29 protein-coding genes are annotated in these 26,060 nt (G+C 72.1%); 14 read left to right on the top strand and 15 right to left on the bottom strand.

What is annotated here, in order from left to right; translation table 11 throughout:
- Nucleotides 1-98: 98 nt before the first annotated feature.
- The gene (locus K4G59_RS11295; protein WP_231251163.1) at nucleotides 99-767 is read right to left on the bottom strand and encodes a LuxR C-terminal-related transcriptional regulator; all 669 of its coding nucleotides are present in this window, start codon (nucleotides 765-767) and stop codon (nucleotides 99-101) included.
- On the bottom strand, nucleotides 764-2,074 hold the full coding sequence (locus K4G59_RS11290; protein ID WP_231251162.1) for an ATP-binding protein: 1,311 nt from the start codon (nucleotides 2,072-2,074) through the stop codon (nucleotides 764-766). The genes K4G59_RS11295 and K4G59_RS11290 overlap by 4 nt, the downstream gene beginning before the upstream one ends.
- A 144-nt stretch (nucleotides 2,075-2,218) precedes the next feature.
- On the opposite strand from K4G59_RS11290, the gene K4G59_RS11285 reads away from it, so the two are divergent.
- Together K4G59_RS11285 and K4G59_RS11280 are read left to right on the top strand one after the other, a co-directional pair.
- On the top strand, nucleotides 2,219-3,457 hold the full coding sequence (locus K4G59_RS11285) for a PspC domain-containing protein (RefSeq protein WP_231251161.1): 1,239 nt from the start codon (nucleotides 2,219-2,221) through the stop codon (nucleotides 3,455-3,457).
- Nucleotides 3,458-3,468: 11 nt separating this feature from the next.
- On the top strand, nucleotides 3,469-3,771 hold the full coding sequence (locus K4G59_RS11280; protein WP_231251160.1) for a hypothetical protein: 303 nt from the start codon (nucleotides 3,469-3,471) through the stop codon (nucleotides 3,769-3,771).
- On the opposite strand, the gene K4G59_RS11275 is transcribed toward K4G59_RS11280, so the two are convergent.
- From K4G59_RS11275 to K4G59_RS11265, 3 genes are all read right to left on the bottom strand, one after another.
- A complete protein-coding gene (locus K4G59_RS11275) occupies nucleotides 3,768-5,456 on the bottom strand; it encodes an aminotransferase class V-fold PLP-dependent enzyme (protein WP_231251159.1) in 1,689 nt (562 codons plus the stop codon). The two genes, K4G59_RS11280 and K4G59_RS11275, sit on opposite strands and share 4 nt — an antisense overlap.
- A gap of 32 nt (nucleotides 5,457-5,488) precedes the next feature.
- On the bottom strand, nucleotides 5,489-6,565 hold the full coding sequence (locus K4G59_RS11270; protein WP_231251158.1) for a glycerophosphodiester phosphodiesterase: 1,077 nt from the start codon (nucleotides 6,563-6,565) through the stop codon (nucleotides 5,489-5,491).
- Between the two features lie 64 nt (nucleotides 6,566-6,629).
- Nucleotides 6,630-7,691, bottom strand: a complete 1,062-nt coding sequence (locus tag K4G59_RS11265; protein WP_231251157.1) for a glycerophosphodiester phosphodiesterase family protein — start codon at nucleotides 7,689-7,691, stop codon at nucleotides 6,630-6,632.
- A 66-nt stretch (nucleotides 7,692-7,757) separates the two neighbouring features.
- Here K4G59_RS11265 and K4G59_RS11260 point away from each other — a divergent pair, with 66 nt between their 5' ends.
- The 7 genes from K4G59_RS11260 to K4G59_RS11230 all read left to right on the top strand — a co-directional run bounded on the left by K4G59_RS11260 (nucleotide 7,758) and on the right by K4G59_RS11230 (nucleotide 12,386).
- On the top strand, nucleotides 7,758-8,300 hold the full coding sequence (locus tag K4G59_RS11260) for a YbaK/EbsC family protein (protein ID WP_231251156.1): 543 nt from the start codon (nucleotides 7,758-7,760) through the stop codon (nucleotides 8,298-8,300).
- Between the two features lie 78 nt (nucleotides 8,301-8,378).
- On the top strand, nucleotides 8,379-8,936 hold the full coding sequence (locus K4G59_RS11255; RefSeq protein ID WP_231251155.1) for a hypothetical protein: 558 nt from the start codon (nucleotides 8,379-8,381) through the stop codon (nucleotides 8,934-8,936).
- Nucleotides 8,933-9,604: an alpha/beta hydrolase gene (locus K4G59_RS11250; protein WP_231251154.1), complete on the top strand. Its 672-nt coding sequence runs from the start codon at nucleotides 8,933-8,935 to the stop codon at nucleotides 9,602-9,604. Before K4G59_RS11255 ends, K4G59_RS11250 begins: the two co-directional genes overlap by 4 nt.
- A 38-nt stretch (nucleotides 9,605-9,642) precedes the next feature.
- Nucleotides 9,643-10,683 (top strand): LLM class F420-dependent oxidoreductase, encoded by a 1,041-nt coding sequence (locus K4G59_RS11245; protein ID WP_231251153.1) that lies wholly within the window; start codon nucleotides 9,643-9,645, stop codon nucleotides 10,681-10,683.
- Nucleotides 10,683-11,831 (top strand): acyl-CoA dehydrogenase family protein, encoded by a 1,149-nt coding sequence (locus K4G59_RS11240; protein WP_231251152.1) that lies wholly within the window; start codon nucleotides 10,683-10,685, stop codon nucleotides 11,829-11,831. The genes K4G59_RS11245 and K4G59_RS11240 overlap by 1 nt, the downstream gene beginning before the upstream one ends.
- A gap of 20 nt (nucleotides 11,832-11,851) precedes the next feature.
- Nucleotides 11,852-12,067 (top strand): amphi-Trp domain-containing protein, encoded by a 216-nt coding sequence (locus K4G59_RS11235; RefSeq protein ID WP_231251151.1) that lies wholly within the window; start codon nucleotides 11,852-11,854, stop codon nucleotides 12,065-12,067.
- Nucleotides 12,068-12,128: 61 nt separating this feature from the next.
- Nucleotides 12,129-12,386, top strand: coding sequence for a hypothetical protein (locus K4G59_RS11230; protein ID WP_231251150.1), 258 nt, complete (start codon nucleotides 12,129-12,131; stop codon nucleotides 12,384-12,386).
- On the opposite strand, the gene K4G59_RS11225 is transcribed toward K4G59_RS11230, so the two are convergent.
- The gene (locus K4G59_RS11225; protein WP_231251149.1) at nucleotides 12,379-13,323 is read right to left on the bottom strand and encodes an NAD(P)/FAD-dependent oxidoreductase; all 945 of its coding nucleotides are present in this window, start codon (nucleotides 13,321-13,323) and stop codon (nucleotides 12,379-12,381) included. The two genes, K4G59_RS11230 and K4G59_RS11225, sit on opposite strands and share 8 nt — an antisense overlap.
- On the bottom strand, nucleotides 13,320-14,570 hold the full coding sequence (locus tag K4G59_RS11220; protein ID WP_308189389.1) for an NAD(P)/FAD-dependent oxidoreductase: 1,251 nt from the start codon (nucleotides 14,568-14,570) through the stop codon (nucleotides 13,320-13,322). The genes K4G59_RS11225 and K4G59_RS11220 overlap by 4 nt, the downstream gene beginning before the upstream one ends.
- A gap of 1,016 nt (nucleotides 14,571-15,586) precedes the next feature.
- On the opposite strand from K4G59_RS11220, the gene K4G59_RS11215 reads away from it, so the two are divergent.
- A complete protein-coding gene (locus K4G59_RS11215) occupies nucleotides 15,587-15,772 on the top strand; it encodes a PspC domain-containing protein (RefSeq protein ID WP_231251148.1) in 186 nt (61 codons plus the stop codon).
- Nucleotides 15,773-15,778: 6 nt separating this feature from the next.
- On the opposite strand, the gene K4G59_RS11210 is transcribed toward K4G59_RS11215, so the two are convergent.
- Together K4G59_RS11210 and K4G59_RS11205 are read right to left on the bottom strand one after the other, a co-directional pair.
- Nucleotides 15,779-16,087, bottom strand: coding sequence for a hypothetical protein (locus K4G59_RS11210; RefSeq protein WP_231251147.1), 309 nt, complete (start codon nucleotides 16,085-16,087; stop codon nucleotides 15,779-15,781).
- A gap of 15 nt (nucleotides 16,088-16,102) precedes the next feature.
- Complete coding sequence (locus K4G59_RS11205) at nucleotides 16,103-16,384, bottom strand: hypothetical protein (protein ID WP_231251146.1); 282 nt, start codon at nucleotides 16,382-16,384, stop codon at nucleotides 16,103-16,105.
- Between the two features lie 48 nt (nucleotides 16,385-16,432).
- Between K4G59_RS11205 and K4G59_RS11200 the strand changes: the two genes are divergently transcribed.
- Nucleotides 16,433-16,939, top strand: a complete 507-nt coding sequence (locus tag K4G59_RS11200; protein ID WP_231251145.1) for a metallophosphoesterase family protein — start codon at nucleotides 16,433-16,435, stop codon at nucleotides 16,937-16,939.
- Here the strand turns inward: K4G59_RS11200 and K4G59_RS11195 are convergent.
- Complete coding sequence (locus tag K4G59_RS11195; RefSeq protein ID WP_231251144.1) at nucleotides 16,914-17,450, bottom strand: DUF2243 domain-containing protein; 537 nt, start codon at nucleotides 17,448-17,450, stop codon at nucleotides 16,914-16,916. The two genes, K4G59_RS11200 and K4G59_RS11195, sit on opposite strands and share 26 nt — an antisense overlap.
- A gap of 131 nt (nucleotides 17,451-17,581) precedes the next feature.
- Here K4G59_RS11195 and K4G59_RS11190 point away from each other — a divergent pair, with 131 nt between their 5' ends.
- Together K4G59_RS11190 and K4G59_RS11185 are read left to right on the top strand one after the other, a co-directional pair.
- Nucleotides 17,582-19,438: an AMP-dependent synthetase/ligase gene (locus K4G59_RS11190; RefSeq protein WP_231251143.1), complete on the top strand. Its 1,857-nt coding sequence runs from the start codon at nucleotides 17,582-17,584 to the stop codon at nucleotides 19,436-19,438.
- Nucleotides 19,435-20,283 carry a glycerophosphodiester phosphodiesterase gene (locus K4G59_RS11185; protein WP_231251142.1) on the top strand — a complete coding sequence of 283 codons (849 nt, stop codon included), beginning with the start codon at nucleotides 19,435-19,437 and terminating at the stop codon, nucleotides 20,281-20,283. The genes K4G59_RS11190 and K4G59_RS11185 overlap by 4 nt, the downstream gene beginning before the upstream one ends.
- 2 nt (nucleotides 20,284-20,285) lie before the next feature.
- Here K4G59_RS11185 and map read toward each other — a convergent pair whose 3' ends face one another.
- The 5 genes from map to K4G59_RS11160 form a co-directional block, all read right to left on the bottom strand.
- A complete protein-coding gene (map, locus tag K4G59_RS11180; protein ID WP_231251141.1) occupies nucleotides 20,286-21,068 on the bottom strand; it encodes a type I methionyl aminopeptidase in 783 nt (260 codons plus the stop codon).
- On the bottom strand, nucleotides 21,065-21,757 hold the full coding sequence (locus K4G59_RS11175) for a type 1 periplasmic-binding domain-containing protein (RefSeq protein ID WP_231251140.1): 693 nt from the start codon (nucleotides 21,755-21,757) through the stop codon (nucleotides 21,065-21,067). Before K4G59_RS11175 ends, map begins: the two co-directional genes overlap by 4 nt.
- A gap of 31 nt (nucleotides 21,758-21,788) precedes the next feature.
- Nucleotides 21,789-22,103, bottom strand: a complete 315-nt coding sequence (locus tag K4G59_RS11170) for a hypothetical protein (protein WP_231251138.1) — start codon at nucleotides 22,101-22,103, stop codon at nucleotides 21,789-21,791.
- Nucleotides 22,104-22,114: 11 nt separating this feature from the next.
- Nucleotides 22,115-23,827: a sodium:solute symporter family protein gene (locus tag K4G59_RS11165; RefSeq protein ID WP_231251136.1), complete on the bottom strand. Its 1,713-nt coding sequence runs from the start codon at nucleotides 23,825-23,827 to the stop codon at nucleotides 22,115-22,117.
- A 148-nt stretch (nucleotides 23,828-23,975) separates the two neighbouring features.
- Nucleotides 23,976-24,353, bottom strand: coding sequence for a hypothetical protein (locus K4G59_RS11160; RefSeq protein ID WP_231251134.1), 378 nt, complete (start codon nucleotides 24,351-24,353; stop codon nucleotides 23,976-23,978).
- 259 nt (nucleotides 24,354-24,612) lie between these two features.
- Here K4G59_RS11160 and K4G59_RS11155 point away from each other — a divergent pair, with 259 nt between their 5' ends.
- Nucleotides 24,613-26,025: an HNH endonuclease signature motif containing protein gene (locus K4G59_RS11155; protein ID WP_231251132.1), complete on the top strand. Its 1,413-nt coding sequence runs from the start codon at nucleotides 24,613-24,615 to the stop codon at nucleotides 26,023-26,025.
- The last annotated feature ends 35 nt before the right edge of the window (nucleotides 26,026-26,060 follow it).

Here is a 26,060-nt window from a genome sequence, read left to right as displayed (position 1 = left end):
GGCCTCACTTCCCGAGAGTGGGGACTGGTCACCCGACCCCAGCGCCCGGGCGTGTCGTCTGTCAAACGTCCCCCACCCGATCGGGCGACCGGGACCGCCTACAGCAGGCGCCGGTCCGAGGCCCACTTCGTGAGCTCGTGACGGCTCGAGAGCTGGAGCTTGCGCAGCACCGACGACATGTGGGTCTCGACCGTCTTCACCGAGATGAACAGCTCCTTGGCGACCTCCTTGTAGGCGTAGCCGCGGGCGATCAGGCGCATCACCTCCCGCTCACGCTCGGTGAGCCGGTCCAGGTCCTCGTCGACGGCGGCGACGTCGATGGACCCGGCGAAGGCGTCGAGGACGAAGCCGGCCAGGCGGGGTGAGAAGACCGCGTCACCACCCGCGACCCGCACGATCGCGTCGACCAGCTCGGGCCCGGTGATCGTCTTGGTGACGTAGCCGCGGGCGCCACCGCGGATGGTGCCGATGACGTCCTCCGCGGCGTCGGACACCGACAGCGCGAGGTAGAGCGTGTCGGTCGAGGGCTGGCGGCGCATCACCTCCACGCCTCCCCCGCCGGGCAGGTGCACGTCGAGGAGCACGACCTGCGGGCGGAGCTCGCGCACCACCGCGACGGCGGCGTCCGCGTCGGCGGCCTCGCCGACGACCTCCACGACCCCGGCGCCCGTGGCGGCGAGCTCGGCACGGACCCCGCCCCGGAACATCGCGTGGTCGTCGACCAGGACGACCCGCACGGGGCCGGTCTCGGGGGTGGGCTGGCTCATCGGCTCTCCTCGTCTGCTGCCTGGCCGCTGTGGCCGGCGCGCGGTGTGGTGCGGGGCATGTGCAGCCTGACCTCGGTGCCCTCGCCCGGCGCCGAGCGTACGTCCGCCCGACCGCCGTGGCGCGTCATCCGGTCCACGATGCTGCTGCGCACGCCGTGGCGGTCCATCGCCACGGCTGCGGGGTCGAAGCCGGCGCCGCGGTCGCGGACGAAGACGTCGACGGCCTCGTCCGAGGTCTCGGCGTAGACGTCGGCGCGCTTGGTGCCGGCGTGCTTGGCGACGTTGACCACCGCCTCCCGCGCGGCGTGCACGAGGGGGCGCAGCGACTCGTCGACGGGGCAGTCGCCGACCGTGACGACGTCGACGACCACGGGGTGCTGGGACTCGACGTCGGCGGCCATCTCCTTGAGCGCACCGGCCAGCGTGGTGGCGTCGGAGCTCTCGGCCTCGAAGAGCCACTGGCGCAGGTCGCGCTCCTGGGAGCGGGCGAGCCGGGCGACGGTGGTGGCGTCGTGGGAGTTCTTCTGGATGAGGGCGAGGGTCTGGAGGACCGAGTCGTGCAGGTGGGCGGCCATGTCGGCCCGCTCCTGGGTGCGCACCCGCTCGGCGCGCTCGGCGCTGAGGTCGTCGACCAGGCGCAGCGCCCACGGCCCGACCACGATGGCCAGGCCGAGCAGGCCCAGCAGCCCGGCGACCACGACGGGCACGGCGAAGCGGGCCTGACCGGCCGCGACCGCGAAGACGATGAGGGCGGAGAGGATCAGCCCCAGGCCCGCGGCGATGCGGCCGTACGCCGCCCAGCCACCGTTGCCGAAGACGGCGCGGAACGGGTCGATGCGTCCCGTCGTGTCGGTCCAGCGCTCGCGCTGCGCCTCGTCGGCCTGGCGCCACAGCAGCGCGATGCCGGAGACGCCGAGGACGACCGGCCAGAAGAGCGCGCCCTGGCCGAAGATGCCCTCGAAGCCGAGCACGACGCCGAAGAACAGCGCCCCGAGGGCGATCGCCGGTCCCGCGTCGCGCAGCCGCGAGCGGCGACCGGGGCGCTTGCCGGTGCGCGACGCGCTCTCGAGGCCGGGCGCGCCCACCTCGAAGCGCTGGTCGGCGGGCAGGAACATCCACAGCCCGGCGTAGAGCATCAGCCCGAAGCCACCGAGAAACGCCGTGGCGACGAAGAAGCCACGCACCCACAGCACCGGGACCGCGAGGTGCACCGCGAGGCCACCGGCGACGCCACCGGCGATCGGCGACGACAGGTCGCGGAAGGCGCGGCGCGAGCGGCTGCTGCGGGGCGGGGAGGTCTGCGTCATCGTGGCTCCATCGTCGCAGGGCGCCGCCCGCGCCACCATGAGGACAGACCCCGAGCCGACCCTGAGTCGCCTCCTCCGCAGCACCGCCGCGAATCAGGGCTGTCCCCGATGGTGGCGGGAGTCGCAGGCGAGCAGAGTGGTGCCATGGACACCCCGAGCACCACCCCCACCGGCACGGACGAGCAGCCGACCCCGTCCGCTCCCGCCGGGCCCCGCGTGAGCCGCGAGGAGATGAAGGACCTCGGCCGGCTGCGGCGCAGCGTCACCGACCGCCACGTCGCCGGCGTCGCCGGCGGGCTGGCCCGACACCTCGACGTCGACGTCATCATCATCCGCGTCGCGCTGGTCGTCGGGGTCTTCTTCGGCGGCGCCGGCCTCATCGCCTACGTCGGCGCCTGGCTCCTCGTGCCCGAGGAGGGCACCGACGACCAGCCGCTCGGCCTCGACCTGCGCAGCCGCTCGCTCGCCCTCGCGGGCGTCGGCGTCCTCGCGCTGCTCAGCGCCGTCGGCGACTGGGCGGGGGCGTACTGGTTCCCGTGGCCGCTGGCGATCGTCGCCGCGATCGTCATCTGGTTCCTCAACCGCAAGGACCGCTCCACCGCCCGCTCCGGCTACGGGTACGCCGGTCCGACCGCGCCCGGCACGGAGCAGCAGCCTGACCACACGACCGGGCTCGACCCCGCCGGGTGGGACCAGACAGCCTGGCAGCAGTCCGGGTGGGACCAGAGCGCGTGGCAGCAGCCGGAGCCGTACGCCCGGGCACCGCGGCAGTACCGCAACCCGCGCCGCCGCGGCCCCCTCCTCTTCTTCTTCACCGTCGCGCTCATCGCGCTCGCGGAGGGCGTCCTCGGCGTGGTCGACCTCGCCGGCGTCGGGGTGGCCGACAGCGCCTACCCGGCCCTCGCCCTCGGCATCACCGCGGCCATGCTCGTGATCGGTGCCTTCTGGGGCCGCGCGGGCGGCCTGATCGCCCTCGGCCTGGTCGCCGCCCTGGCGACGGCGGCCACCACCGCCACGAGCAGCTTCCCCGACGACCGGCTCACCTACGCGCCGACCAGCGCCGCCGAGGTCCGCGACTCCTACGACCTCGGCGGCGGCGAGCTCACCCTCGACCTGTCCGCCGTCTCCGACGTCGACTCGCTCGACGGGCGTGCCGTGACCGTCGACGGCGTCGGCGGCCGCGTGGAGGTGGTGGTCCCCGACGGCGTGGACGTCACCGTGCGCACCGATCTGTTCGCCGGCGACAGCCGGGTCTTCGACGAGCGCCGCGACGGACTCGACGTCAACCTCGACGGATTCCGCGACGGCGGCGACGAGGTCCCCGACATGTCCATCACCATCGACCTGTTCGTGGGCGAGGTCATCGTCCGCGAAGCAGCCTGAGGAGCACCGAGATGAGCACAGGCATGAACGAGCCCGGCAGCCACGACACCGGCCTCCACGGCTACGACGAGCCGATGGTCGGCCCCCTCGACGCCCCCGAGCGGCCGAGCGGCTTCCACCCGGTCAACGTCGGGCACCTCGTGATGGGTGTCGCCTTCGCCGGGATGGTGCTGGTGTGGGCCCTCGTCCAGGGCGACGTCGTCGACGACGAGGAGCTGCGGTGGCTGATGCCGATCCCGTGGATCGTGGCCGGCGCCGCCGGTCTCGCGGCGACGGTCTGGGGCTCCCTGCGCGCGGGCGAGGGACGCGCCTAGCCCAACGAGCAGGCCGGCAGGGCGAACCACCGGAGGCCGTCGAAGTCCGCACCGAGGTGCGCGGCGTCCGACCAGTCCGGCGGCGACGCGGCGGCCATGATCGCGCGGCCTTCGTCGAGGTGCTCCCCGAGCACCGAGGCGGGGGCCGTCATCGTGTGCGAGGGCCACGTCATGGCCCCGTCTGCGGCGTACGACACGTCCGCGAGGCGCAGCGGCGGCTCCACCGGTCCAGTGCGGTGGTGCCACAGGCCGGTGAGCGGGTCGAAGCGGTAGTCGCCGAGCAGCCGCCAGCCGTCGTGGGCCACCAGCCGCACCGCCTCCACGACGTAGGAGAAGACCTCCTCGTCGACGAAGTAGTTGAAGTTGACCCGCACCCAGCCGGGCTTGATGCCCTCGCACCCGCCGGCGATCTGCGCCTCGAACTGGTGGCTGGTGTCGAGGTCGATGTCGAGCAGCCGGTGGCCGTAGGGGCCGGCGCACGAGCAGCCGCCGCGGGTCTGGATGCCGAAGAGGTCGTTGAGCAGCGCGACCACGAAGTTGTGGTGGAGGTAGGACCCGTCGGGCGCCTTGATGACGAAGGAGACGATCGAGAGCCGCTGGGAGCCGAGGTTGCCGAGGATCTGGATGGTCGGCTCGGCGACCCACGCCTCCACCGCCCGGCTCAGCAGTTCCTCCTCGTGGGCCTGGATCGTCTCGACGCCGACGGCCTGCTTGAGCTGGAAGACCAGTCCGGCGCGGATCGACTCGACGATGGCGGGGGTGCCGCCCTCCTCGCGGTGGGCCGGGTCGTCGAGGTAGCGGTGCTCGGTCGGGTTGACGTACATCACCGTGCCGCCGCCGGGGACGACCGGGACCCGGTTGGTCATCAGCTCGCGGCGCACGACCAGCACCCCGGGCGTGCCCGGGCCGCCGATGAACTTGTGCGGGCTGATGAAGATCGCGTCCTTGCGCGAGCGGCCGGGGCCGTTCATCTCGATGTCGACGTAGGGCGCGCACGCGGCGAAGTCCCAGAAGCTCAGCGCGCCGTGCTCGTGGAGCAGGTCGGCCACGCCCTCGGTGTCGGTGACGATGCCCGTGACGTTGGAGGCCGCGGAGAACGACCCGATCTTCAGCGGCCGGTCGGCGTGCGCCTCGAGCTCCTCGCGCAGGTGGTCGAGCGAGACCCGGCCGTCGGCGTCCTCGTGGATCGTCACGACGTCGGCGATCGTCTCGCGCCACGGGATCTCGTTGGAGTGGTGCTCGAAGGGTCCGATGAACACCACCGGGCGCTGGTCGGCGGGGATCTGGGCGCTGAGGTCGTACTGGTCGTCGAGACCGGCCGGTATCCGCAGGCCGAGGATGCCGATCAGCTTGTCGATCGCGGCGGTGCTGCCGGAGCCGCAGAACACCACCACCGTCTCGTCGTCGCCCCCGACGGCGTCGCGGATGATCCGCCGCGCGTCCTCGCGCAGGCGGGTCGTCTGGAGGCCGGTGCCGCTCGCCTCGGTGTGGGTGTTGGCGTAGGCCGGCAGCACCTCGGCACGGATGAAGTCCTCGATGAAGGTGAGGCTGCGGCCGGACGCGGTGTAGTCGGCGTAGGTCACGCGGCGCGGGCCGTAGGGTCCCTGCATCACCTGGTCGTCCCCGATGACCGCGGCGCGGATGCGCTCGAGCAGGGCGGACGAGGCGGCGGATTCGTGCGTCACGACCCGAGCCTACGCCCGCCCCGCCCCCGCGATCAGCGCGCGTCGAGGACCTCGGCCACCACGTCCGGGTGGTCGCTGAAGATGCCGTCGACACCGGCGTCGAGGAAGGCCCGCGCTTCCGCGGCCAGGTCGCCGGCAGCGTTGGGATCGGTGCCGCTCCTGAAGCGGGCGTCCATGAACTGGTTCTCCAGCCGCAGGGTCCACACGTGCACGACCAGCCCGGCGGCGTGGGCGTCGGCGACGACGGCCGTCGGGGTAGTGGCACCGCGCGGCAGCACGACGAACTTGTTGGCGCCCAGCCCGTCGGCGTACGTCGCGATCGTGCGCAGGCCCGCGGGGGTGAGCATCGAGGCGTACGTCGTGCCGGGGAGGTCGGCCGGTCCGCCCGAGGCGTCGACGAGCTGGGCGAGCGGGACGTCCACCATCGTGTCGAGCTCGCGGAGGTTCGACACCTCGAAGGACTGGATGATGACCGGGTCGTCGGCGTCGTCGAGCTTGCGCTTCTCCAGGGCCGCGACGAGCGGCTCCTCCAGCGACAGGCCGATGGAGTCGAAGTACGACGGGTGCTTGGTCTCGGGGTAGATGCCCACGCCCGCGCGGCGGGCCAGCCTGATGACCTGGTCGAGCGTCGGGATCCGCTCCTGGCCGTCGTACGCCGTGTTGTCGGGGCGCACCTGCGGCAGCCGCTCCTTCGCGCGCAGGGTGCGCAGCTCGCGGTAGGTGAAGTCCTCGGTGAACCAGCCGGTCACCGGGCGGCCGTCGATGACCTTGGTGGTGCGGCGGTCGGCGAACTCGGGGTGGACGGCGACGTCGGTGGTGCCGCTGATCTCGTTCTCGTGGCGGGCGACGAGGACGCCGTCCTTCGTGCTGACGAGGTCGGGCTCGATGTGGTCGGCGCCCTGCGCGATGGCAAGGCGGTAGGCGGCGAGCGTGTGCTCGGGGCGGTAGCCCGAGGCGCCGCGGTGCCCGATCAGGATCGGCTCCACGAGCGAGGTCTCGCGGGCTTCGGCGGGAGCAGCGGGTGCGGCGGAGGCAGGGGCCGAGAGGGAGGTGAGGGTGGCGGCGAGCGCCAGGGCGAGGGTGGCCGCGGGGGCCTTCCGAGAGGTCATGGCGTCGAGACTTCCCGCCCCGGACGGCGTCCGCGGCACGCCCCGGTGAACGCTCCGTGACGGGTCAGCGTCCGACGGCCACGACGCCCTCGCGCAGGACGGCGAGGGCGGCCTCGGGATGGTCGGTGATGACGCCGTCGACGCCGGCGGCGAGGAGGGCGCGCACCTCGCCGGCCATGTCGCCCAGCGCGTCGGGGGCCGTGCCGCGACGCAGGTTGGTCGGCAGGTAGCGGTTCTCCCCGCGCACGGTCCACACGTGCACCGTGAGGCCACGACAGTGCGCGTCGCGGACCAGCCGGGACGGGGCGCCGATCGCGCCGGTCCGGTCGCGCGGCAGCACGAGGGACGTGTGCGGCCCGATGACGTCGGCGTAGTCGTCGATCCAGGCCAGGCCCTCGGGCGAGACCATGTCGGCGTAGGTGCGGGGGTCGCCGTCCGCCTCCAGGTCGGCCGGGCGCCGGTGCAGCGAGCCGAGGAGCTGGACCAGCGACAGCCGGGTGCGCCCCGCGAGTCGGCGCAGGATGGTGGTCTCGAACGACATGAGCGACACCCGCGCCCACGGGTGGTCGAGGCCGTGGCGGGCGAGCTCGCGCAGGAGGGGTACGTCGAGCGGCAGCCCGATCGCGTCGTGGTGGGCGGCGTGCTTGAGCTCGAGCAGCACCCCGACGGCACGTCCGCGCCGCGCCGACTCGGCGCCGACCATCGCCAGGACCTCGGTGAGGGTCGCCACCCCCTCGGCCCCGTCGTACGCCGCACTGGCGGGACGGGTCAGCGGCATCCGCTCGCGGGCGGTGAGCGTCTTGAGCTCGCGCAGGGTGAGGTCGTGGGCGAACCAGCCGTGCTGCTCCTCCCCGTCGACGACGACGGTGCGGCGGAGGTGGGCGAGCTCGGGGCGACCCGCGACGTCGGTGGTCGCGCTGAGCTCGAGGTCGTGACGGGCCACGAGCACCCCGTCCCGGGTGGAGACGAGGTCCAGCTCGATGTCGTCGGCGCCCATGCGGATCGCGGTCCGGTAGGCGTCGAGCGTGTGCTCGGGACGGTGCCCGCTGGCGCCGCGGTGCGCAACCACGGCGGGCGAGAGGACCAACGACGGGGCCATCTCGAGCGCCTCGCGGGTCACCGTCATGGCACCACCGTGCCGGGCGCGCGGGACCGGGCGGTGACGCGGACGTGAATGGCGCATGATGACCGCGTGACACTCCCGAGCTTCCCGACCCTGGCCTCCCTGCCGGCCGCCGACCACCACACGCTGGTGGCGGCTCCTGTCGCCGCAGCCCTGGCCGAATGGTCCGGGGCGAGCGAGGTCGCGGTGGTCGACATCGACCCCGACCTCGCCGACACGGCGGCGATGAGCCAGGCCTACGACATCCCGATGACGGCCAGCGGCAACTGCGTCGTGGTCGCCGGGAGCCGCGGCGGCGACGAGCGGATCGCCGCGTGCGTGGTCCGCGCCGACACCCGTGCCGACGTCAACACGCTCGTGCGCAAGATGCTCGACGTCCGCAAGGCGTCCTTCCTGCCGATGGACCGGGCCGTGGAGGAGACCGGGATGGAGCACGGCGGCATCACCCCGGTCGGGCTGCCGTCGGCGTGGCGGTTGCTGGTCCACGAGGCGCTGCTCGACGAGCCCGTCGTCGTGCTCGGCAGCGGCGTACGCCGCTCGAAGCTGCTGGTGCCCGGCCGCCTGCTGGCCGACCTGCCGGGGGCCGAGGTCGTGGTGGGGCTCGGCCGCTGAAGCTCCTCCGACGATCGGCGAATGAGCGACCGGCTCCCGGGTACGGAGTCGGTTCATCCCCCGACGTCTGGAGATTCCTTGTCCGACAACACCCTGTCCCGCTCCCTCAACGACCTCGGCCTCGCCGCCTGGTTCGGTGGCACGCTGGCGAACGCCGTCGCCCTCAACCCCGCTGCCGGTGAGGCCGAGTCGCCGACGCGCGTCGGATCGGTCGCCAACGACGGCTGGGACCGCTGGACCCCCGTCAACGCCGCCGCGATCGGCGCGCACGTCCTCGGCAGCACCGGGCTGCTGCTCGGCAACAAGGGTCGCGTCGCCGGCCAGTCCGGCGTGGCCGGTGCCTCGATGTTGAAGACCGGCCTGATGGCCGCTGCCCTCGGCGTGACGGCGTACAGCCGCGTCCTCGGCAAGCGCGTCTCGGAGCACCGGGCCGTGCCCGCGGAGTCGGGCACCGAGCCTGCTGCCGCCACGCCGCCCGAGGTCGCGCAGGCCCAGCGCCAGCTGCACCTCCTGCAGTGGGCCGTGCCGGCGCTCACCGGCGCGATCATCCTCGTCGACGCCAAGCTCGGCGAGCAGCAGCGCTCGGACAACGTCCTCGAGGGCGTCGCCGCCCGGATCCCTGGCCTGCCCGGGTGACCGGCGCCCGGCTCGTCCCTGTCCGCACACCCCGCGACGCCGAGGGCGTCGTGGTCGTGCTGCACGGCGGGGCCAGCCGGGGCGAGCGCACGATGGTGAGCCCGACGCAGCTGTCGGTGCTGCGGATGGTGCCGGTCGCGTGGCGCATCGCCCGCGCCGGCCGCTCGCGGCTGGCCGTCCACCGGCTGCTCAACTCGCACCGCGGGTGGGACGCGCAGACCACCCCGGTCATGGACCTGGCGTGGGCACTCGACCGGGTCGTCGAACAGCACGGCGACGTGCCGGTGGCCCTCGTCGGACACTCGCTCGGCGGGCGGGCCGCGCTGCTGGGTGGCGACGCTCCGCAGGTCCGGTCGGTGGTCGCGCTCAACCCGTGGGTGCTGCCCACCGACCGGGTCGACCTGACCGGCCGACAGGTGATGGTCGTGCACGGCACGGACGACCGCATCGCGCTCCCGTCCCGGTCCGCCGACCTGTCGCGCCGCCTCGGACGCGACGCGTCCGTCGGCTACGTCCCGGTGCCCGGTGCCCGGCACGCCATGCTGCGCCACGGCCGGACCTTCGAGACCTACGCCGCGGAGTTCGTCGCCGCCACGCTGCTGGGCGTCCCGCCGACGTCCCACGCCGTGGCGGCCGTGCTGGAGGGCGCGGCGCACGTCGAAGGCTGACCCTTGCACCGTGACAGTTCCACTGTCACGATTGGTGCATGCGCCTCGCCACCCTCCTGATGTACGACGGCAACCCGCGCAAGGCGGCCGACGACGTGGTCGCCCTCGAGCGCGCCGGGCTCGACAGCGTGTGGGTCGCGGAGGCGTACGGCTTCGACTCCCCCACGCTGATGGGCTACCTGGCGGCGAAGACCGAGACGGTGCAGATCGGCTCGGGGATCCTCAACATCTACTCCCGCACCCCCGGTGCGCTGCTGCAGACCGCCGCCGGCCTCGACAACGTCAGCCAGGGACGCGCGATCCTCGGTCTCGGCGTGAGCGGCCCGCAGGTGATCGAGGGCTTCCACGGCGTCCCCTACTCCAAGCCGATGGCGCGCACCGCGGAGGTCGTGGAGATCATCCGCCGCGGCCTCAAGCGCGAGCCGCTGGTCGCCGACGGCACCTTCCACCTGCCCCTGACCAAGGAGCACGGCGCGGTCACCGGGCTGGGCAAGCCGCTCAAGCTGCTCACCCGACCCGAGCGCGACACCATCCCGATCTGGATCGCGGCGCTCGGCCCGAAGAACGTCGAGCAGACCGCCGAGATCGCCGACGGCTGGATCCCGCACCTGTTCCACCCGGAGAAGGCGCACCTGGTCTGGGGCGACGCACTCGCCGCCGGCAACGCCAAGCGCCTCGACGGGCTCGCGCCGTTGCAGGTGATGGCCGGCGGCATGCTCGCCATCGGCGAGGGACCGGAGACCAAGGCGCTGCTCGACTTCGCGCGGCCGATCTTCGCCCTCTATGTCGGCGGGATGGGCGCGAAGGGCAAGAACTTCTACAACGACGTGGCCCGCGCCTACGGCTACGAGAAGGAGGCCGAGGAGATCCAGGACCTCTACCTCTCCGGCAAGAAGAAGGAGGCCGAGGCGCTCGTCCCGAGCGAGTGGCTCGAGGCCGCCAACCTCGTCGGCCCGGAGTCCTACGTCAAGGAGCGGATCGCCGCCTTCGCCGAGGCCGGCGTCACCGACCTCAACATCACCCCCGTCAGCGACGACCCCGCCGCGACCGTGGCACAGGTGAAGGAGTGGGTGTCCTGATGCCCGAGCGCCCCAGCATCCTCGAGCAGGAGCACGAGGACTTCCGCGCCGTCGCGCGTGCGTTCTTCGACAAGGAGGTCGCGCCCCACCACGCCGCGTGGGAGGAGGCCGGCGTCGTCGACCGCGAGATCTGGCGCAAGGCCGGCGAGCGCGGGCTGCTCTGCTTCGACGTCGACGAGGCCTACGGCGGGCCCGGCGTCAAGGACTTCCGCTACAACATGGTGCTCGCCGAGGAGTCCGCGCGGGCCGGCGCATCAGGCCCCGGCTTCGCCGTGCACACCGACATCATCGTCCCCTACATCTCCTCCCTCGGCACGGCTGAGCAGAAGGAGCGCTGGCTGCCCGGCTGCGTCTCCGGCGACCTGGTCACCGCCATCGCGATGACCGAGCCGGGCGCGGGCTCCGACCTGCAGGGCATCCGTACGACGGCCGTCGACGCCGGCGACCACTACGTCCTCAACGGGTCGAAGACCTTCATCTCCAACGGCATCCTGTCCGACCTCGTCGTCGTGGTCTGCCGGACCGACCCCGACGCCGGCCACCAGGGCATCTCGCTGCTGGTCGTCGAGCGCGGGATGGAGGGCTTCGAGCGCGGGCGCAACCTCGCCAAGATGGGACTGCACGCCCAGGACACCGCCGAGCTCTCCTTCACCGACGTGCACGTGCCGAAGGAGAACCTGCTCGGCGCCGAGGGCTCGGGATTCATCGCGCTGATGGAGAACCTGCCGCAGGAGCGCATCTCCATCGGCTGCATCGCGGTCGCGGCGATCGAGCACGTCCTCGACCTGTGCCTGGCCTACGCCAAGGAGCGCGAGGCGTTCGGCAAGCCGATCGGGAAGTTCCAGCACAACCGCTTCGTGCTGGCCGAGATGGCCACCGAGGCCCACATCGCGCGGGTCTTCATCAACGACTGCGTGCTGCGCCTCAACGCCGGCACCGTCGACACCTCGCTGGCGTCGATGGCGAAGTGGTGGACCACCGAGCTGCAGAAACGCGTCGTCGACGCGGGCGTGCAGCTGCACGGCGGCTACGGCTACATGGACGAGTACCCGATCTCCAAGGCCTACACCGACTCGCGGATCCAGACGATCTACGGCGGCACGACCGAGATCCAGAAGGAGATCATCGGGCGGATGCTGGGGTTGTAGGCGCTGGCTAGGTTCGGGCCATGGACCTCTTCGAGATGGACGAGACCCGCACCATGTCCCGCGAGGAGGCCGCGAGCAAGCTGCGCGCCCTCGCCGACTCGCTCGCCCAGCACAACTCGGTCGAGTTCGCCCGCGACGGCGGGCGCGTGACCGTCGCCGTGCCGGACGAGGTGAAGCTGAAGGTCGAGGTCGAGCTGGGTGGGAAGAACGAGATCGAGATCGAGCTCACCTGGTGATCGCCGAGGAGCGGTGGCAACGACTCCACGCCGAGCGCGACCGCGCTCCGATGGCCCGCTGATGCCCGTGTTCCTCGCGTGGACCGCCGCCGCGCCGGACACCCTCGAGGGACCGTGGATCGAGGCCCGGCAGATCGCTCCTGGGTTGCTGCTCCTCGAGAGCACCGAGTCGCTCTCGGCCGTCTACCACGCCATCAAGTGGTCCCTGCCGGACGACGCCGCACTCATCGTCACGCCGGTGCCACGGACCCCCAAATCGCGAGGCATGGCACCGGGGACGACGACCTGGTTGCGCGACCGGACGGACCGTGTCAGCTGAGTCGTTCCACCAGCGCGCGCCCCAACCGGGTCCCCGAGACCCACGCCGTCTCCACCTTGGGGGCGGGCCCCCAACCGTCACCGCACACGCCGACCAGCGCGTCCGGGCCGTCCACGAGGGCGTAGGCGTCCTCGCGCTCCCCGACCGGGCGGGCGAAGGTCCAGCGGTGCACGTGGACGTCGAGCGGTTCCGCGACGTGCAGGTGGCGGCGTACGGCGTCGATGATCGCGGGAGCCGCTCCACCGGGCTCGTCGAGGTGCCGGGCGGCACGCTCGGGCGCGGAGTGGGCCACCAGGACGGCCGCGTCGTCGCCGCGGCGCCTGCCGTCGTCGGCGATCCACGCGACGTCGGGGTCGTCGTTGACGAAGGCACCGTGGAAGCGGCCTGTCGGACTCGCGTCGTCCCACGTGCGCTCGGCCCACCGGGCGGCCAGCGCGATGACCGGCTCCCACTCGCGGTCGAGGACGGCGGTGACCGGGTGGTCGCCGGTCAGTCGTCGCGCCTGCGGGTCGGGCATGGCCAGCACGACGACCGAGGCGTCGACGTCGTCCAGCCCCTCGATCTCGCGGCGCTCGACCGCGAGGTCCGCGGCCAGGTCCTCGACGAGCGAACGCAGTCCGGCGGGGGCTCCCCACCGCATCGGCCCCGTCTTCGACTCCGGCGCGTCCGCGCCGAGCGCGGTGAAGGTGTCGGTCCACTCGCGGGCGAGACCGCGTGCTGCCCAGTCGTCCACCACCGCACGGAAGCCTGCGTCGGAGACGGTGAGGTAGGACGCCCCCAGGTCCACCCGCCGCTCCCAGAGCCGGCGCGAGGCCATCCGGCCGCCGGGCACGTGGCCGCGGTCGAGGACGCGTACGCCGATCCCCGCGGCACGCAGTTCCCGCGCGCAGGCGACGCCGGCCAGGCCGGCTCCGACGACCACCACGTCGGCGCTCATCGCGCACCCACTGCGAGGACGGCGTCGGCGGCACGCTGACCGCTGACGAGGGCGCCCTGGATCGAGCCGGTGTCGCGGTGGTCGCCGCAGACGACCAGGTCGCCGACGCGCACCGGCCGCTCGGAGGAGTAGGGCGCCGGCTGGATCGGCAGGGCGTCCGGGACCTCGTGGCGGGCGACCACCTCCCAGGCGGTCGGGTCGGTCCCGAGCAGGTCGCCGGCGTGGCGGCGCATGGACGCCTCGTCGGTGTCGCGACCGGCCCCCATGAGGGCCGAGCCCTCGACGAGGTGACGCCCGGGAGGTGCGTACGACGGTGCCGCCCGGGACACGACCGCCGCGTTGACGAGCGGGCCGGTGGGGATGCGGCGCGCGTCGACGTGGAGCAGGTCGGTGTCCGGCGCCTCGCGCGCGGCCCACCACGTGGTGACGACACCCTTGGTGGCGGGGACCGGAGCGCCGGTCAGACCCGCGGCCTCCGGAGGCCCGGTGGCCACGACCACCTGGCGCGCTGACCAGGTGGCGTCGGCGGTGGTCACGGAGGTCCCGGTCACGGCACGCACCTGCTCGCCGAGGTGCACGCAGTCGCCCAGGGTGGCGGCGAGCTGGGCCGGGAGTGCGGCCATGCCCTTGCGGGGCAGGGCGGGGACCCCGCGGACGAACATCCAGGTCAGGAGCAGCGCGAAGCGGTCGGCCGTACTGCCGTCGTCCTCGAGGAGGACGCCGGCGAAGAAGCGGTCCACGACCCGGCGCAGGAGGCCGTCGACGCGGGCGTCGTCGAGGGCCGTACGCCGGTCGACGTCCGCGCGTGACTCGAGCACCTCCGACAGCGACGTCCCCGGGCGGGGGCGCAGCAGTGGGGCGGCCCAGCGGGCGAGCGCGGCCACCTCCCGCGGCCGACGGGCGACGGCACGCAGGGTCTGCGGGACAAGCGCGGGCTCGCGCAGCGGATGCCCCAGAACGCTCAACCCGTCCTCGGTGCGCGCCGCGACCCCGGCGCCGAACGGCTGCAGCCCAAGGGCGTCGACGTCCACCCAGCGGCGTACGGCGGGGTAGGCGGGGTTGAGCAGCTGGAAGCCGCGATCGACGAGGAAGCCGTCGACGCGGTCGGTGCGGATCCGGCCGCCTACCCGGTCGGACGCCTCGAGGACGACGACGTCGCGCCCTGCTGCGGCGAGCGCTTGCGCGCACCTCAGCCCTGCCAGTCCGGCACCCACCACGACGACGTCGGCTTCACGACCTGGGCTCACGCCACGACAGTAGTCAGGCGGCCAACCCGAGGACGGTCGGGCGCGCCCGACCTCCAGTGCGCTCGACTCCGCACCGAGACGCCGTCGCGGGGCGGCTGGCTGTGGTCAGGTCACCCGGCATCGACAACCTGTCACCCCGGCCCCCCCTTCCGGCGCGCCTCGTTGCACCACCCACCCAGCCGTGGTGTCCCAGTTGGGCGCGCGGCACAGTCAGGGCTCGCCCTCCGCTGGGCGCACCAAGGCCGCCGACACCCACGACTGGGACATGAGCACCTCGGACCCGGTGCCCGTCGAGTAGGACTCCACGCGCACCACCCACGCCTCCCATCCCCGACGATCCGAGTGTCTCCATGCAAGGAGGACACCAGGGGCCGGGACGTACCACCTGCCGGTCAGATCCACCCACACGTGAAACGGAGGCTGGCGAGGCATCCGGCAACAATAGAACAGATTCTCGAGCACCGGCCGGAGCGAAAAGAGCGCCGGGAAGGCTGTAAGCGACTCGTTCACGGCATGCACCGCTGGGCCGGGTCCTCGATCGCGGCCAGGCGGGCAGCCTCGTTGTTCAGGGCCGCTTCGAGGACCGGGTCGAGGTGGTGGTCTTAGTAGCCCTTGGGGCGTCGACGGGTGGGCAACCGGTCATTTGATCGCGTGCAATGCAATGACCAACCCGCGCGCCGGTGACGCGAGACGGGTTGTCGCCCTCCTGCGCGGAGACACGTACGTGCACCCGGATCCGCTGAGGGTGTGTCTCGTGGCACCGGCGACGAAGCTGGCCAACAACCTGTTGGCCAAACTGGTCCTCGGAGGTTGTGCCACAAGCTGTTCTCGTACCTCGACCCTTCGTCGACGAGCTTGACCTGCAAGAACACGTCGGCGAGTGCACTTGTCAGCGCGCCACCCAGCGCGCCCTCGGCGTTTGTGCAACAGCTGTTGCTCGGTTGGCGGGCAGCCGGCTGCAAATCGGGCAGGCAGCGACCCTAGGTGCGCACGCACCCGTCGGGTAGACATGACTCATGGCCACCTCGACGCTCGTCCGCCCTCGTCAGGGCAAGATCATCGCCGGCGTCTGCGCCGGCCTCGCCGACCGCTTCGGCGTCTCGCGCGGTCTGGTCCGCCTCGCCTTCGTGGTGTTCGGACTCGTGGGAGCGGGCGAGCTCGCCTACATCATCGCGTGGATCATCATGCCCAAGGGCGACTGATGCGACTCACCCCGGCGCCTGCTCGCGCCGCTCGTGCAGGCGCTGCTGGGCCTCGGCCAGGAAGGCCAGGCACGGGGCGTCCTCGCCGGGATGCTTCTCGACGAGGTGGAAGGTCCAGCGGTCCATCGCGGCCATGAAGCCGTTGTCGCCCCCGGCGCGGTGCGTCGACCACGGCGTACGCCCGCGCGCCACGCAGGTCGTGCAGCTGATCCGGTAGAGGAACTGCTGGTCGCCGTCGAGGTCGATCTTCACCCGCGCCAGCGGCCCCGCCTGCACGCCCGCCTTGCGCTCGCGCGCTGATCGGCTCGCGACCATGTCGTCTCCCCCGCCTCAGAGCGGGGCGTCCTCCGGGATCACTCGCAGCACGCTGCACGTGCCCGCCTCGCGACCCAGGACGACCTTCACGCCGTCGAGCCGTCCGAGCGCAGCGCGCACGTCGTCGACCTCGAGGTGCGTGTCGACGGCGATGTCGGCGTCCCGGACCGGGACGGCCGTCTCGGGCCACTCCGCCGACGGGACCTCGAAGGGGTCGAAGTCGGTCTGCGCCGCCGACCACAGCTGGAGCGCGGCCTCGGCGACGATGTCGTCGGTGGTGGAGTCGTCGGGTGCCATGCCCCCGAACCTACCGGGACGCCTTGACCGGTCGCGTTGACTGGTCCCATGGCGACGCGAGTGCTGCTGATGGCGGACACGCACCTGCCCAAGCGGGCCCGGGACCTGCCCGAGGCGCTGTGGCGGGCGGTCGACGAAGCCGACCTGGTGGTGCACGCAGGCGACTGGGTGGACGTCCGCCTCCTCGACGAGCTCGAGGCTCGCTCGCGCCGGCTGGTGGCGTGCTGGGGGAACAACGACCACGGCGAGCTGCGCGAGCGGCTGCCGGAGGTCGCCACGGTGGAGGTCGAGGGCATCACGCTCGGGGTCGTGCACGAGACCGGCCAGGCGAAGGGGCGCGAGGCGCGCATGGCAGCGGCGTACCCCCACCTCGACGTGCTGGTCTTCGGCCACAGCCACATCCCCTGGGACACGACGACGACCACCGGTCTCCGGCTGCTCAACCCCGGCTCACCGACCGACCGCCGGCGGCAACCGCACTGCACCTACATGACGCTGAGCCTCGACTCCGGCGAGGTGCAGGACCTGGTCATGCACCCTCTCCCTCGGGCGTAGGCGTCCAGGCCCGGTCCTCGAGCACGCGTGCTCCGGAGCGCGCCACCAGCAAGCCGATCACCACCAGGACCGCGCCGAGGGCGAGGAAGCCGAGGTCCCACGACAGCGGACCGCCGAGGTCGTCACGGACGTGGTGCACTCCGAGGAGCTGGTGGTCCACCAGGCCCTCGACGAGGTTGAAGGCTCCCCAGCCGGCGAGCACGCCGCCGAGGTGGAAGCGCCAGCTCGGTGGAAGACGGCCCTGACGCCACTGCACCAGTGTGACGACCGAGGCGCCCACCACCACCAGCCACGAGAAGACGTGGAAGAAGCCGTCGGCCAGGGTGTTGACCTCCAGGCCCGCCACTGTCGTGACCGGGTGGTCGGCGGTGGCGCTCACCATGTGGTGCCACTGCAGCAGCTGGTGCAGCACGATCCCGTCGACGAAGCCGCCCAGACCGATGCCGTACATCAGCCCGGCGGCGTGCGACGGAGGGTCTGCGACGTGGGAGGTTGCGACGTGGGTTGCCATGGACCCTCCGTACCCAGGTCTCCGGTCTCCACCGGTCGTGCGACGGGACCGCCGACGGCCGGGCTCGTCTGCCCTAGCCAGCGCTCGGTCCCGCCGACCATGATGTGATTCCCGCCACATCGAGGAGAGCCATGTCCCACGAGATTCCCGCCGATGTCGCCGAAGCACGCGAGGAGTACGAGGCCCGCGTCCTCGGCCTGCACATGCCGGCCACGGTGCGACAGGCCTCCGAGAGGTACGGAGACCAGCCGGCGTTCTCCGACCGCTACGACGTGCCTGACGGCGAGACGTGGTCGACGATCAGCTGGGCGCAGACCTGGGAGCTGACCCGGCAGGTCGCCGCCGCCTTGATCGACCTCGGCGTGCAGGTCGGCGACCCGGTGGCGATCATGGCCAGCAACCGCACCGCCCACACGCTCGCCGACTACGGCGCGATGACGGCCGCCGCGGTCCCGATGTCGATCTACAACACCCTCGCCCAGGACCAGGTGTCGTTCATCGCCGGTGAGTCACGACCCGTGGTGGTCGTGCTGGAGGACCACGACCGCTACCAGCGCTGGGAGAAGGCGCTCGCCGACGTCGACTCGATCCGCCACCTCGTGATGCTCGGCGACGCCGACCGGGTCGACGACCCGCGCGTGATGACCTGGGCCGACTTCGTCGCACGCGGCCAGGACACGAGCGGCGTCGACGAGCGGATGGACCGGATCACCCCCGACCTGCCGGCCACCTTCCTCTACACCTCGGGCACCACCGGCAACCCCAAGGGCGTCGTGCTGACCCACCACAACGTCATGTACGAAGCGGTCTCCACCCTCGAGGCGGCCGGCCTGCACGGCCAGCAGCGCACCGTCAGCTACCTGCCGCTCGCACACATCGCCGAACGGGTGCTGGCGACGTACGGTCCCCCGTTCCTGGGCAGCCACGTGCACGCGATCCCCGACCCCGCCGGCCTGCTCGGCGCGCTCGGCGAGGTGCACCCCACCGCCTTCTTCGGCGTCCCGCGGGTGTGGGAGAAGATCAAGACCGGCATCTCGGCCAAACTCGCCGAGGACCCGGACCCGGCCAACCAGAAGCTCGTCGCCGACGCCATGGCGGCGGGCCTGGCGTGGACGCAGGCCCACGAGCACGGCAACGAGATGACGCCGGAGGTCGAGCAGGCCTATGCCGAGGCGGACGCCGCGATCCTCGCCTTCCTGCGCCTGCTCCTCGGCCTCGACCAGGTGACATGGGCGGCCAGCGCTGCGGCCCCGATGCCGCTCGAGGTCGCGAAGTTCATGGGCGGGCTCGGCCTCAAGGTCTACGACGTCTACGGCATGACCGAGACGACAGGCGCCTTCACCGCCAACGGTCCCGACGGCTTCCGGCTCGGCACGGTCGGGCGGCCCAACCCCGGCATCGAGGTCCGCCTCGCCGAGGACGGGGAGATCCTGTGCCGCGGCCCGGTCAACACCCCGGGCTACTACAAGCAGGAGGCCGCCACCCGGGCGCTCATCGACGACGAAGGATGGATCCACACCGGCGACATCGGCACGATCGACGACGACGGCTTCGTGTCGATCATCGACCGCAAGAAGGAGCTGATCATCACCTCCGCGGGCAAGAACATCGCGCCGTCCAACATCGAGAACTACCTCAAGGAGTCGCCCATCGTCGGGCACGCGATGGCGCTCGGCGACGACCGTTCCTACGTCGTCGCGATCCTCACCCTCGACGGGGAGATCGCCCCGCTCGTGGCGGCGAAGATGGGCATCGAGTTCACCGACCTCGCCGACCTGTCGACCAAGCCGCAGATCCGTGCGATGGCGCAGGCGGCGGTCGACAAGGCCAACGAGCGGCTCTCGCGGCCCGAGCAGGTCAAGGCGTGGGAGCTGCTGCCCGACGAGTGGACGGCCGAGTCCGAGGAGCTGACCCCGACGCTGAAGCTCAAGCGCCGCGTGGTGCGGACCAAGTACGCCGACGTGGTCGACGGCCTCTACTCCGAGTGACCTTCGACGCTCCTCCTCTGCACGTCTTCGACGTCGAGGCCCACCGCGGCGGCGCCGGCCTCTGGCCCGAGAACACCCTCGAGGCCTTCGGTCGCGCCCTGGCGCTCGGGGTCTCCACCCTCGAGCTCGACGTGCACCTGACGGCCGAGGACGACGTGGTCGTCACCCACGACCCGGTCCTCGACGACACGCGGATGATCCGCACGCTCACCCGCGCGGACCTGCCGCCGACGATGCCGCTGCTGCGCCAGGTCGCCGCGCTGCTCGACGAGCGCGGTGCGGCCCCGGTCCGGGTCAACCTCGAGATCAAGTACGACGCCGTCGACGCCTCGGGGCTCACCACGCGCGAGGCGTTCGTCGAGAAGGTCGTCGACGCCCTGCGCATCGACGGGCTCGTGCCCCGCACCAGCATCCAGTGCTTCGACTGGGGCGTGCTGGACCGCGTCGGCGACGTCGAGCCCGGGCTGGAGCGCAACGTCCTGGTGTCGCCGAGGTACCTCCGCGCGACCGAGGGACCGTCGCCCTGGCTCGACGGGGTGGTGGTCGACGACGACGTCGTCGCGGCCGCTGCCGCGCAGGGCTTCACCGCGATCTCCCCCATCCACGGCTCGCCCTACCGCTCCGGCGTGGACGACCCGGCGTACGAGCCGTACGCCACCGCCGTCCTGGTCGACGCGGCGCACGCCGCCGGGCTCGCTGTCATCCCCTACGTCGTCGACGACGCGGCCACGATGCGCCACCTGGTCGGGCTCGGCGTCGACGGCCTGATCACCAACCGCCCCGACCTGCTGCGCGAGGTGCTGGCGGACGAGGGGATGGATGTCCCGCGGCCCTTTCCGGGCTGAGCTCAACCCTCGCGTGAGGTCGGCAGCGTCAGGATCTCGGCGCCGTCCTCGGTGATCGCGATGGTGTGCTCGCTGTGCGCCGTACGGCACCCGGTGGCGCTGCGAAGCGTCCAGCCGTCCTCGTCGGTGACGAGCTCGTCGGTGTCGACCATGATCCACGGCTCGAGGGCCAGCAGCAGACCGGGACGGAGCTGGTAGCCGCGACCGGGGCGGCCGTCGTTGGAGACGTGGGGGTCCTGGTGCATCGTCGTGCCGATGCCGTGGCCACCGAACTGCATGTTGATCGGGTAGCCCGCGCTCCGCAGCACCGTGCCGATGGCGTGCGACAGGTCACCGATGCGCGCGCCGGGGCCCGCGGCGGCGATGCCGGCCGCGAGCGCAGCGCGGGTGGTCTCGATGAGGTCCACGCTCTCGGCGGGGCGGGACTCCCCCACCAGGAAGCTGATCGCGGAGTCGGCGGCGACACCGTCGAGGCGCACGGCCAGGTCGAGGGTGACCAGGTCGCCGTCGCTCAGGGCGAGGTCGCGCGGGCGTCCGTGGAGCACGGCGTCGTTGACCGACGTGCAGACGTAGTGGGCGAACGGGCCGCTGCCGAAGGAGGGGGCGTAGTCGACGTAGCAGGACTCGGCACCGGCCTCGCGGATCATCTCCGCGGTCCAGCGGTCGAGGTCGAGCAGGTTGGTCCCCACGGCGCTGCGCTCACGCAGGGAGTGGAGGATGTCGGCGACGAGGGCCCCCGTACGACGGGCGCGGTCGACCTGGGCGGGGGTGAGGATCTCGATCATCGGATGCCCAGCCTCGCACAGTCCTTCTCGGTCGAGCCGTCGCACAGCTCGTCGAGGGTCAGCACGCCCTGCGCGACGAGCACCGAGGTGAGGGTGTCGATGGTGACGTCCTGGGCCGGGTAGAGCCAGGACTCGATGCCGTTCACGTCCTCGCCGCCCTCGACGGGGTTGTCGGCGAGGTAGGCCACCGCCAGGTCCGCCGCGCGCTCGCTCATCGCCCGGGTCGGAACGTAGGTCATCGTCCTCTCGTCGCCCAGCACCAGGTTGCGGGCGGCCTGGAGGTCGGAGCCCTCCTGGCGCACGACCTCTCCGCGCTCGAGGCCCACGAAGCGGTCCGAGGCCGGCACCGGCTCGCCCATCGACACCACGGGCAGGTCGCGGGCGGTCAGCGACGCGAGCTCGTCGACGTCGACGGGCACCACGACGATCACGTCGGCCGAGTCGGCCTCGGCCTCACGGGCCTGGGCCTCCTGCACCGCGGCGTCGCCCTCGGCGTCGTACACCGCGACCTGGCACTCGTCGCACGTCGCCTCGACGCGCTCGGTGAAGGCGTCGGCGTCCACCGCGCGCGAGGCGCTGTCGGAGCCGTCGGCGACCAGCAGGGCGATGGTCGGCTCGTCGCTCGCGCACGCCGAGAGCAGGGGGGCGAGGACGAGCAGGACGAGGGTGAGGAGTCGGGCGCGCAGCATCGCGAGGAGGTTATCGCCTGCCGGGTCACCCTCAGTGCGCCGGCGGTCGCTTCCGTTGGGGCGCCGGGCGGCTCGGGTCGTCGTCGGGGCGGTCGACGTCGGGGGGCACGACGATCGGCCGGAGCCTGGCCCACCCGAAGAAGCCGAGCCCCACCACGAGCAGCGCCAGGCCGGTCCAGAGGTTGGCGTTCACTCCACCGGTCTTCTCCGGCTCGTGCTCGCCGAGGAGCCCGGCCAGCACGAGGATCACGCCGTAGAGCGCCATCAACGCACCGATGATGTTGCGGATGTCGAAGAGGCCGGCCTTCTTGGGCCCGCCGTCGGTGTCGGACGTCGTCGTGGACATGCTGGCCCCTCTCAGAAGGCGAAGTTGAGGACGATGACCATCGCGAGCGCGATGCCCGCGAGCGGTGCCGTGCGTCGGTACCACGGGTACGACGCCTCGTGCGGGTCGGTGCGGTCCTCGCGGGGCGTCTCGGAGTAGACCAGGCCGCGGAGCTCCTCGGCAGGTTTGGGCCTCGTCACCAGCGACACCACGACGCTCAGCACGATGTCGACCACGAACGCCACCGACGCCGCGAGGAAGGCCACCCCCTGCCCGGACAGCTCGAAGACGCCGGCCGCCGCTGTGCGGTCGACCGCGATGGCCGACAGCGTGCCTGCCACCAGGCCGACCCAGCCGGCCGTCGGGGTCATCCGCTTCCAGAACATGCCGAGGATGAAGGTCGCGAAGAGCGGGGCGTTGAAGAACCCGAACAGCGTCTGGAGGTAGTTCATGACGTTGTCGTAGCCGAGTGCGATCTGGGCGGTGAAGATCGCGATGACCGTCGCCCCCACCGTGGCCAGGCGGCCGACCCGCAGGTAGTAGTCGTCGCTGTGGTCCTTGCGGATGTAGCGCTGCCACAGGTCGTAGGAGAAGACGGTGTTGAAGGCGGAGATGTTCGCCGCCATGCCGGCCATGAAGGCCGCGAGGAGGCCGGCGATCGCGAGGCCGAGCAGGCCGTTGGGCAGCACGTCGCGCATCAGCAGGAGCAGGGCGTCGTTGTAGGTCACGTCGCCGGACGCTCCGCCCGCGGGACTGCCACCGTCCTTGAGCTCGATCATCTCCGCGACCAGCACCGCGGAGACCATGCCCGGGACGATCACGATGAAGGGCACGAACATCTTCGGGAAGGCGCCGATGATCGGAGTCTTCCTCGCGGCGGAGATGGAGTCGGAGGCCATGGCCCGCTGGACCTCGACGAAGTTCGTCGTCCAGTAGCCGAAGGACAGCACGAAGCCCAGGCCGAAGACGATGCCGACCACCGACAGGAGCGGGGAGTCGAAACCGGAGAGCGCCTGGCCCGGCCAGGCGTTCAGCTGTTGCGCGGCCGGTGGGGCGTCGGACGCCGAGGAGGCGCCCGCCGACGCGGCGCTGATCTTCTCCGTCAAGCCGTCCCAGCCTCCGACGCGGTTCAGGCCGATGAGCGTCAGGGGAAGCAGGGAGGCGACGATGACGAAGAACTGCAGCACCTCGTTGTAGATCGCCGCGCTCAGTCCGCCCAGCGTGATGTAGGACAGCACCACCGCCCCGGCGACGATCAGAGAGACCCAGATCGGCCAGCCCAGCAGGGCGCGCACGATGCCGGCCAGCAGGGCGAGGTTGACGCCTGCGATCAGCAGCTGGGCGACCGCGAAGCTGATGGCGTTCACGAGGTGCGCCCCGGTGCCGAAGCGCCGGAACATGAACTCCGGCACCGAGCGCACCTTGGAGCCGTAGTAGAACGGCATCATCACGACGCCGAGGAAGAGCATCGCGGGAACGGCACCGACCCAGAAGTAGTGGAAGGTCGGCAGGCCGAGCTGCGCGCCGTTGGCGGACATGCCCATGATCTCGACGGCGCCGAGGTTCGCGGAGATGAAGGCCAGGCCGGTCACCCACGCGGGCAACGAGCGGCCGGAGAGGAAGAAGTCGATCGAGTCGGACACCGACCGGCGGGCCATCACGCCGATGCCGAGGACGAACGCGAAGTAGATCGCGACCAGCAGGTAGTCGAGCCAGTTGGCGTCGATCAGGGTGTCCGAGCTCACGCGTGCCTCCCGAGGTTCATCTGGGCCCCGGACAACCTAGACCCCTGCAGCGGCCCGCGTACCCACCCCTGGGGGTCAGTCGGTCGAGCTCACCGCGGGTCGCGACGGTCAGGGTGAGGTGGATGGCGTCGGGGCCACGCGGGTCAACCTAGACCCGCGGACCGCCTCTCGCCGACGCGGCGAGGAGCGTCGCGGCCGCAGCGAGCGCGAGGCCCGTCCACACGTAGGTGTCGAGAGTGGGCCGTTGGTCCATCAGGTAGCCCTGCGAGAGGGCCCACGCCGACCACAGCGCGGTCAAGGCGCTGACGACCAGTGCGGCAGTGGTCCACGCACGGGTGATGGCGGAGTAGACCGCCACGGCCACGACGAGCACGGTGATCCCGAGCGCCGGCCAGTACACCGAGAAGGCGGCCGCGAAGATCACCCCGCCCTCGAGGTCGCTCCCCTGGTCCACGGAGACCGGCGCCAGCCGGAGCCCGCACAGGACGATGGACCAGCCGGCGAACGCGGCGGCGGCGGCCCACACCTGCGTTCCCCCCGCCTCATGACGACGCCGTCCGCGCGACGTCGTCGACGTCGCGGTCGGGGTGGTGCGTCGGGTGGGGCACGGGCCCGACCCTCACGAGCGCGACTCCCCCGTCCCGCTCCCGTCGGTGGCGAGCCGAGCAGTCCTCCCCTTCGGTGGTCGATCAGCCGAGCGAGGAATGAGCGAAGCGCATCAAGACCCTCCACAGGGCATCGCCGGCTCGAGGCGACTGTCGGATCCCTTCTCTAGACTCGAACGCATGATCGAGGAACTGGATGCGGGAGCAGAGGCCGGGGCAGACGCCCTCGGTCCTGCAGCACTGCTCGCCTCGATCCGTTCGGCCCGGTCTGTCGAAGACGCTGCCGCGGCGGAGCAGCTCGACCTCGCCGCCCAGTGGGCCGACCTCCACCCGCCCGAGTCGATCCACTCCGCCGCCACCTTCACCGTCGCGGGGTGTGAGCACGAGGAGCCCATCGCCGGCCCCGGCGCTCCGCTGGTGGCGGAGTTCTGCATCGCCGAGCTCGGCACCGTCCTGGGCACCACCAGCGTGTCGGCGAAGAAGCTCATCGGCCACGCCCTCGAGCTCCGCCACCGCCTCCCCAGGTTGTGGGCGCAGGTCCACGCCGGACGTGTCCCCTCTTGGCGGGCGCGTGCGGTCGCGGAAGCGACGATCCACGCGACGCCCTCGTTGACGGTCGAGGCGGCGCGGTTCATCGACGCGCAGGTCGCTGCCGTCGCAGGTCGGATCGGGCCCGCACAGCTCGACCGGCTGGTCGCCGAGACCATCATGCGCTACGACCTCGCCGGTCAGAATCCGGCCGCTGACCCCGAGGACGGGTACCTCCACGTCGACCCACGCCACGTCACCATCCACGACCAGGACGTGCACTTCGCCGGGACGGTGCGGCTCGAGGCCGAGGTCGACCTCGCGGACGGCCTCGACCTCCACCAGGCCCTCGCCCACCGAGCCGCCACCCTCAAGGCCCTCGGGTCGCAGGAGTCCCTGGACGCACGTCGCGCTAAGGCGCTCGGCGACCTGGCTCGGACGCAGACCGCGCTCGACCTCTTCCAGCACGGACACACCAGCGGGCCGGACGGGCAGGACCTGCCGGTCGCGCGGGAGGTCGTGCTCCACGCCCACTTCGACGCCACGCTGTCCGGCGACACCACGGTGTTCGGGCCGACCGGGCGGCTCGAGGAGGGCCAGCGCCTGCTCCTGCTCGACCAGCTCCGCTCCTGGTGCGCAGAGTCCCGCACGAAGGTCACCGTCAAGCCGGTCGTCGACCTCAACGAGCCGAAGGACGCGCCGGGCTACGCGATTCCGGACCGGATCCGTGAGCATGTGGTTCTCCGCGATCGCGTGTGCGTTTTCCCGTGGTGTGGTCGCCCCGCCCGCGGGTGCGACGTCGACCACGACACCGAGTACGACCATCACGCCGACGCAGAAGGCCGACCCCAACCCGGGCCGACTCACACCGACAACCTCGCGGCCCTGTGCCGCTTCCACCACCGGCTGAAGACCCACACCGCCTGGCACTACGACATGGTCGCGCCGGGGGTGTTCGAGTGGACCTCCCCGCACGGCCACCGCTACCGCCGCGACCGCACCGGGACCACCGCCCTCGACCCACCCGACCCCGGCGCACCCCGGATCCCGTCACCGCGAAGATGACCCCGCCCCACACCCCGCCACCCACGTGATGGCGG

Origin of the sequence: Nocardioides furvisabuli, assembly GCF_021083185.1 — a bacterium.
GTDB classification, from domain to species: domain Bacteria; phylum Actinomycetota; class Actinomycetes; order Propionibacteriales; family Nocardioidaceae; genus Nocardioides; species Nocardioides furvisabuli.
This window is presented reverse-complemented; position numbering and strand designations above follow the sequence as displayed.

What these genes read in the sequence shown, in the direction of transcription:
- K4G59_RS11295 (WP_231251163.1), bottom strand. Translation starts at nt 767, where the DNA reads ATGAGCCAGCCCACCCCCGAGACCGGCCCCGTGCGGGTCGTCCTGGTC.
- K4G59_RS11290 (WP_231251162.1), bottom strand. Translation starts at nt 2,074, where the DNA reads ATGACGCAGACCTCCCCGCCCCGCAGCAGCCGCTCGCGCCGCGCCTTC.
- K4G59_RS11285 (WP_231251161.1), top strand. Translation starts at nt 2,219, where the DNA reads ATGGACACCCCGAGCACCACCCCCACCGGCACGGACGAGCAGCCGACC.
- K4G59_RS11280 (WP_231251160.1), top strand. Translation starts at nt 3,469, where the DNA reads ATGAGCACAGGCATGAACGAGCCCGGCAGCCACGACACCGGCCTCCAC.
- K4G59_RS11270 (WP_231251158.1), bottom strand. Translation starts at nt 6,565, where the DNA reads ATGACCTCTCGGAAGGCCCCCGCGGCCACCCTCGCCCTGGCGCTCGCC.
- K4G59_RS11265 (WP_231251157.1), bottom strand. Translation starts at nt 7,691, where the DNA reads ATGACGGTGACCCGCGAGGCGCTCGAGATGGCCCCGTCGTTGGTCCTC.
- K4G59_RS11245 (WP_231251153.1), top strand. Translation starts at nt 9,643, where the DNA reads ATGCGCCTCGCCACCCTCCTGATGTACGACGGCAACCCGCGCAAGGCG.
- K4G59_RS11240 (WP_231251152.1), top strand. Translation starts at nt 10,683, where the DNA reads ATGCCCGAGCGCCCCAGCATCCTCGAGCAGGAGCACGAGGACTTCCGC.
- K4G59_RS11235 (WP_231251151.1), top strand. Translation starts at nt 11,852, where the DNA reads ATGGACCTCTTCGAGATGGACGAGACCCGCACCATGTCCCGCGAGGAG.
- K4G59_RS11230 (WP_231251150.1), top strand. Translation starts at nt 12,129, where the DNA reads ATGCCCGTGTTCCTCGCGTGGACCGCCGCCGCGCCGGACACCCTCGAG.
- K4G59_RS11225 (WP_231251149.1), bottom strand. Translation starts at nt 13,323, where the DNA reads ATGAGCGCCGACGTGGTGGTCGTCGGAGCCGGCCTGGCCGGCGTCGCC.
- K4G59_RS11215 (WP_231251148.1), top strand. Translation starts at nt 15,587, where the DNA reads ATGGCCACCTCGACGCTCGTCCGCCCTCGTCAGGGCAAGATCATCGCC.
- K4G59_RS11210 (WP_231251147.1), bottom strand. Translation starts at nt 16,087, where the DNA reads ATGGTCGCGAGCCGATCAGCGCGCGAGCGCAAGGCGGGCGTGCAGGCG.
- K4G59_RS11205 (WP_231251146.1), bottom strand. Translation starts at nt 16,384, where the DNA reads ATGGCACCCGACGACTCCACCACCGACGACATCGTCGCCGAGGCCGCG.
- K4G59_RS11200 (WP_231251145.1), top strand. Translation starts at nt 16,433, where the DNA reads ATGGCGACGCGAGTGCTGCTGATGGCGGACACGCACCTGCCCAAGCGG.
- K4G59_RS11195 (WP_231251144.1), bottom strand. Translation starts at nt 17,450, where the DNA reads ATGGCAACCCACGTCGCAACCTCCCACGTCGCAGACCCTCCGTCGCAC.
- K4G59_RS11190 (WP_231251143.1), top strand. Translation starts at nt 17,582, where the DNA reads ATGTCCCACGAGATTCCCGCCGATGTCGCCGAAGCACGCGAGGAGTAC.
- map (WP_231251141.1), bottom strand. Translation starts at nt 21,068, where the DNA reads ATGATCGAGATCCTCACCCCCGCCCAGGTCGACCGCGCCCGTCGTACG.
- K4G59_RS11175 (WP_231251140.1), bottom strand. Translation starts at nt 21,757, where the DNA reads ATGCTGCGCGCCCGACTCCTCACCCTCGTCCTGCTCGTCCTCGCCCCC.
- K4G59_RS11170 (WP_231251138.1), bottom strand. Translation starts at nt 22,103, where the DNA reads ATGTCCACGACGACGTCCGACACCGACGGCGGGCCCAAGAAGGCCGGC.
- K4G59_RS11155 (WP_231251132.1), top strand. Translation starts at nt 24,613, where the DNA reads ATGATCGAGGAACTGGATGCGGGAGCAGAGGCCGGGGCAGACGCCCTC.